At 48.0% G+C, this 5,569-nt stretch carries 6 protein-coding genes; 1 reads left to right on the top strand and 5 read right to left on the bottom strand.

Features of this window, described 5'->3' with window-relative positions; all coding sequences use genetic code 11:
• Positions 1 to 227: 227 nt before the first annotated feature.
• From phnE (ACI32D_RS08740) to ACI32D_RS08720, 5 genes are all read right to left on the bottom strand, one after another.
• The gene (gene phnE / locus ACI32D_RS08740) at positions 228 to 1,040 is read right to left on the bottom strand and encodes a phosphonate ABC transporter, permease protein PhnE (RefSeq protein ID WP_439776192.1); all 813 of its coding nucleotides are present in this window, start codon (positions 1,038 to 1,040) and stop codon (positions 228 to 230) included.
• Positions 1,040 to 1,840 (bottom strand): phosphonate ABC transporter, permease protein PhnE, encoded by an 801-nt coding sequence (gene phnE, locus ACI32D_RS08735; RefSeq protein WP_439776191.1) that lies wholly within the window; start codon positions 1,838 to 1,840, stop codon positions 1,040 to 1,042. Before phnE (ACI32D_RS08735) ends, phnE (ACI32D_RS08740) begins: the two co-directional genes overlap by 1 nt.
• Before the next feature lie 2 nt (positions 1,841 to 1,842).
• On the bottom strand, positions 1,843 to 2,613 hold the full coding sequence (gene phnC / locus ACI32D_RS08730) for a phosphonate ABC transporter ATP-binding protein (protein WP_439776190.1): 771 nt from the start codon (positions 2,611 to 2,613) through the stop codon (positions 1,843 to 1,845).
• A gap of 115 nt (positions 2,614 to 2,728) precedes the next feature.
• Entirely contained in the window at positions 2,729 to 3,673 is a 945-nt protein-coding gene (locus ACI32D_RS08725) for a phosphate/phosphite/phosphonate ABC transporter substrate-binding protein (RefSeq protein WP_439776189.1), read from the bottom strand.
• Between the two features lie 419 nt (positions 3,674 to 4,092).
• Entirely contained in the window at positions 4,093 to 4,566 is a 474-nt protein-coding gene (locus tag ACI32D_RS08720) for a universal stress protein (protein ID WP_439776188.1), read from the bottom strand.
• A gap of 205 nt (positions 4,567 to 4,771) precedes the next feature.
• On the opposite strand from ACI32D_RS08720, the gene ACI32D_RS08715 reads away from it, so the two are divergent.
• Positions 4,772 to 5,569: a tyrosine-protein phosphatase gene (locus ACI32D_RS08715; RefSeq protein WP_439776187.1), complete on the top strand. Its 798-nt coding sequence runs from the start codon at positions 4,772 to 4,774 to the stop codon at positions 5,567 to 5,569.

The following is a 5,569-nucleotide window of genomic DNA, read 5'->3' as shown; positions in this document are numbered from 1 at the left end:
TGGACCTTTTTTGTTAAGAAATTGAAACTATATTTCAACTAGCACCACGCGTATACAACTATTGTTTACAACTATAATTATAGTCGTCAGCTCCTAAATATCAATTAATTATGCAAAGAGTTGATATAGCGCAAATTGCTTATCTAAAAAAATTACTTGCCATTTTTACAATAAAAAAAGCCGTGGCAACCGCCACAGCTTTTCAAAGAGTTATTATTCAGTATTTTTTAGACCAGCTTCTTCCGGATAGCACCAGAGATCCAGTCGATGACCACAACCATAACGATGATCCCCAAAAGGATGATCCCGACCCGGCTCCATTGCCGGTAGTTCAAGGCAATGATCAAAGGATAGCCGATACCACCGGCACCAACCAGACCCAAAACGGAAGCGGACCGGACGGACACGTCAAAACGGTAAAGGGTGTTGGAAACGATGGCTGGCATCAAGTCAGGCAGGGTTGCAAAAACTGCAACGTTGAACTTGGACCCGCCGACCGCCGTAATAGCTTCAGCTGGACCATCGTCCAAACTTTCAATCGCTTCTGAGAACAGCATGGCCAGCATCCCGACTGAGTGGAAACCCAAGGCCAGGGCACCGGCTGGAGCGCCTGGACCAACGGCCTTAATGAACATCAAGGCCAGAACGATTTCCGGGAAGGATCTGATAAAAGTCAAAACAATCTTCCCGCTTTCAGATACCCAGAACTTCTTGTGCCGGGTGTTGGCAGCCCAGAAAGCAAAAGGAACTGAAATGATAGCGGAGATGAAAGTACCCAGGAAAGCAATACACAAGGTCTGCCACAATTGGGAAACCAAGTCTTCCCCGCTGCCGTTATAAACATATGACCAGTCCGGGTGGAAAAGGCCATTGAAGATCGCCCCGGTAATCTGGCCGGCAGTTGGCTTGATCCCGCCGAAGTCGATGCCCGTGCAGGACCAAATGATGATGGCGATGGAAATGATCCAGCCGCCCCACTTAATTGCTCTGGACTTGGCCGTCACTGGTTTTGGTGGTAATTTCTTCATTGTCGTATCCATTAGCGCATCAAAGCCTCCCTTGCTTTAGTTGAAACAAAGTCGATGACCAAAACAACCAAGAAGACAACCAGGATGATCATCCCCGTTTGGTTGTAGCTGAACATGTCCAAAGTGTTCTTCAGCTGTAGACCGATACCACCGGCACCGATGTAACCGAGGATCGTAGATGCCCGGACGTTGATTTCAAAAGCATACAGGGCGTAGCTGATGAAGTAAGGCAAAATCTGCGGCATAACGGCAAACATGATGTTGTTCATCCCGTTGCCCCCGACTGCCTTGATGGCTTCACTTGGACCTGGATCAATGGTTTCGATGGCTTCGTAGAAGAGCTTGACCACAACACCGAAGGTGAAGACGATCAAGGCCAAGATACCGGCAACCGGGCCGATACCAACGATGGCAACGAAGATTGAACCCAAGAGCAGGTCTGGGATAGTTCTGATGATGTTCATAATGAAACGCAGAACACCGGTAATTACCCGGTTGTGGACAATGTTTCTGGCAATCAAGAGTGAGTAAACGAAGGCCAAAAGGGACCCGATAACCGTACTGATGATGGCCATCTTGATCGTTTCCACCAGGTAAGGAATGGCAGTGCCGGCGTATGACCAGTCCGGCTGAGCCATCTGCACGAAGATTTCCGCGAACTGGTCAAAGTTGGCGAAAAATTCCGGCAGACTTGTCTGCGTGTTGTTAACAGATAAAACCAGACCCAGGATCATCAAGATGACCCAGACCCAGTTCCACATCTTAAACTTCTTTTTTGGAAGTTTTAACATGTCGCGGTCAGTTGCTGACATTGTTAGTCTTCCTCCTTACCCTTGCCGCCATTGTAGATGTTGTCGAAGACGCTTTGCGGCGTGTCTTCCATCTTACCGTCATATACGATTTCCCCGGCCCGGACACCGATGACCCGGTGGCCGAATTCCTTGGCCAATTCAATTGAGTGCAGGTTAGCCACGACCGTCATGTCATACTTTTCGTTCAGCATCTTCAAGTCTTCCATAACCTGGCGGGAAGTCTTCGGGTCCAAAGAAGCAGTTGGTTCGTCGGCTAAAATAATTTCCGGTCTTTGGGTCAAAACCCGGGCAATAGCCACCCGCTGCTGCTGACCACCGGACAACTCGTCAGCCCGAGAGTAGACCTTTTCAGCCATACCAACGCTTTGCAGGGCTTCATAAGCTCTTTGCTTGTCTTCGTCAGTAAAGAGGTTGAAAGTCGTCTTCCAGGTTGGGTAGTAAGCCAGCCGGCCAGCCAAAACGTTCCGCAAAACGCTGGAACGCTTGACCAGGTTGAAGCTTTGGAAGATCATCCCGATCTTGCGCCGCATAAGGCGCAGGTTCTTGCCCTTGGCCTTGGTGATTGACTCACCGTCAATCAAGATGTCACCTTCAGAAATGTCGTGCAGGCGGTTGATGGCCCGGAGCAGAGTATACTTGCCGGCACCGGAAAGACCAACGATTACCACGAACTCACCCTTGTTGATTTCCAGGTTGATGTTCTTCAAACCAACGGTACCATTGTCGTAGACCTTGGTAACGTTCTTCATTTCGATCATCGGCTGTTCTGCCATGAATAATAACTCCTTAAATAACTAAATTTGCTTTTTCATTGAAAATCGTGTCCTACGTAAAGCGGGGCACGATTTCACTATAGTATTCAGTTGATAGTCTTTGTGATATCAATGACTACTTGGTAGCAGCCATCTTGTCGTACTTGCGGACGATGTCGAAGTTTGAGTCCTTTGAAGGGGTGTAGCCTTCGTGGCTGTAGATGCTTTCGATAATCTTCAAGCTCTTCTTGTCATCGCGCAGAGATTCGAAGGCCTTGGACAGCTTCTTGCGGAAGGAGCTGCTCATGTCTGAACGAACTGAGATAGTGTCGTTAGGGATGCCCTTAGTGAAGTAGATTGGAACAACCTTCTTCATGATGTTTGGTTGGTCTGCCAAAACAGTGTTACGTGCGTCTTCGAAAGTGAAGGCAGCGTCGACGTCCCCGTTAAGAACGTCAAGCACGGCTTGGTCGTGGCCAGTTACAGTTACCAGGTTGGCGTTGCCCTTCTTAGTCAAGTCCAGGCCCTTTTCCTTCAATTCAGCGATTGGGAAGATGTAGCCGGCTGAAGAAGTAGCGTTTTGAACGGCAATCTTCTTGCCCTTCAAGTCCTTCCAGCTCTTGATCTTTGAGCCCTTCTTAACCAGGATTTCTGCCCGGTAGAACTTAACCAGCTTGTTGGTTGCCTTACCGCCTGGTTGCTTTACCCCGTAACGGAGAGCTTGCAGCAGAACGTCAGCAGCCTTTTGCTTGTGGGCCAGAACGTAACCATCCGGTGGCAGGAAGCCAACGTCAACCTTCTTTGACTTCATGGCTTCGACAACCGTGTTGTAGTCGGTTGACATTGAGATCTTAACCGGAACGCCAAGCTTCTTGGAAAGGATCTTTTCAAGCGGCTTAGCCTTGGCTTCCAAAGTGGAAGCAGCTTGACTAGGAACAAATTGGATCGTCAAAGGGTGTGACTTTGATGGAGTGTAGCCCTTTGATGAAGAAGATGATGACTTGCTTGAAGAGCAAGCAGTTGCCAGCACGGCAGCAGCAACAGTTAAAGCACCAAACAATGCTTTCTTGAACTTTTTCATTATTTCCCCCTGAAAAATGGTTAATGAAAGTTAAAACAGTACAACAGCAGCATAAGGGATGAGCCTGAAAGCAGCCAGAGGAAGGCACACACAAAAGCTTCCTCTATCGGTGGCTCTCACGCTCATGCATCTCATCGGAACGACAGCTAGGCGAATCTCGCTTCTGTGTTCTGGAACAATTCTACCAGAAATATTCGGGTTTTAGCAAGCTTTTTTCGGATTTTTTACCCAAACTAATTGATCCGGTCCAATTTTGTAAACAAAAAGTTAATGAAATAGCGAAAAATTACACAAACTACTAACTTAATCGGCTGAAATCCGAACAAAAGTAAAATTCTAGTTAAATAAACAAGAAATAAAAGAACGTTTGGAAATTGTTCCAAACGTCCTCTTTTTAAGCTATACTTTTATCAGCCAGCTTACTTGGCAGGCATGTTGTTGACGTCAGTTCTGACGATCAAGACATCGGCCATGGCGTGCTGGTTGACGTATTCGGTAACTGACCCCATCAGCATCCGCTCAACAGCGTTCAAACCGGTGGCGCCCATCACGATCAAGTTGTTGCCGTGGTCCTTGACGAAGTCGTAAGAGATGATTCTCTTCGGGCTGCCATAACGGATGTGGTAGTCAAGGTCGTCAAAGGCCAGGTTGTCGTGGGCCCATTGCTTGAGGCTCTTGAGGTATTCCTCTGAGTCTTGGGTCATTTGGTAGATCGTGTCGCCTGAGATCAAGGTGTCCTGCATTTCGCCCATGAACTGCCGGGTGTCGATCACGTTCAAAACATCAACGTGGTAGCCGTTGTTGGCGGCAATCTTCACGGCCTTGTCAAAAGCACGTTCAGCGGATTCAGATCCATCGACAGGTACCAAAATTTTGATTTTTTCTTCAGTCATAGTGCTCATCTCCCGTACTATCTACGTATTTCGCTTATCTATATTTTAACATAAGTCACGGTTTAGTAATGCGCTTTCGCAAAATTGTTACATCTTAAACTTGCAAGGGAGCATTTTTTAAGCGGGATGAAAAAATCAGTCAATTAAAAAACAATTGAAAGAAAACAGAAAAGACAGATATATATAAATAAGAAAGGATTTAACCATGACTTCATTAAAGCAGCAATTGCTGGCCGTTAAAGGCGGCCGGAACTTCCGTGAACTGGGCGGCTACCAGACCGTTTCCGGCAAAAAGATCAAAATGCACAAGCTGATCCGGAGCGGGCACTTGGCCGACCTGCTGGCAGAAGACCAGGAGTACTTGCGCCGCTACGGACTCAAGTACGATATCGACCTCAGAACCAGTTTTGAAAGAAACAAGCAGCCGGACCGAAAGATCGCAGGTGTTGAGTACTTTGCCGACCCCGTTTTCGATGAGGACTTGACCAACTCCACCATGAGTATTTCAGACATGGCAAGAGAAAGCCAGGATCCAGGCTGGGGCTACCAGCGGATGCTGTGGGCCTACAAGAACATGGCGACCGGGAAGAACGCCAACAAGGCCTACCAGCACTTGTTTGAAGTTCTCCTGGCTAATGAAAAAGACGGTGAGAGCGTGCTTTTCCACTGCACGGCCGGGAAAGACCGGACCGGTTTCGGGGCAATCCTGATCTTGACGGCCTTGGGCGTACCGATGAAAACCATTGAAAAAGACTACCTCTTCACTAATGAAGTAATCAAGGACTTCGTCAGCCAGCTTTTGGCCAAGGAAAAGGCCGCTGGAGCCGATGACAGCCTCCTGGCGACCTTCCACGATTTGCAGACCGTGCAGCCGGCCTACTTCAAGTACCTGCTGGACGTCATCAACCGGGACTATGGCAGCATCAATGCCTACCTTCACCAGCAGATCGGCCTCTCTAATGCTGACCTGTTGGATTTGCGGACGATATACCTGGAGAAATAA

The organism is Lactobacillus sp. (genome assembly GCF_051873315.1).
In the GTDB taxonomy this organism is placed as follows: Bacteria; Bacillota; Bacilli; order Lactobacillales; family Lactobacillaceae; genus Lactobacillus.
This window is presented reverse-complemented; position numbering and strand designations above follow the sequence as displayed.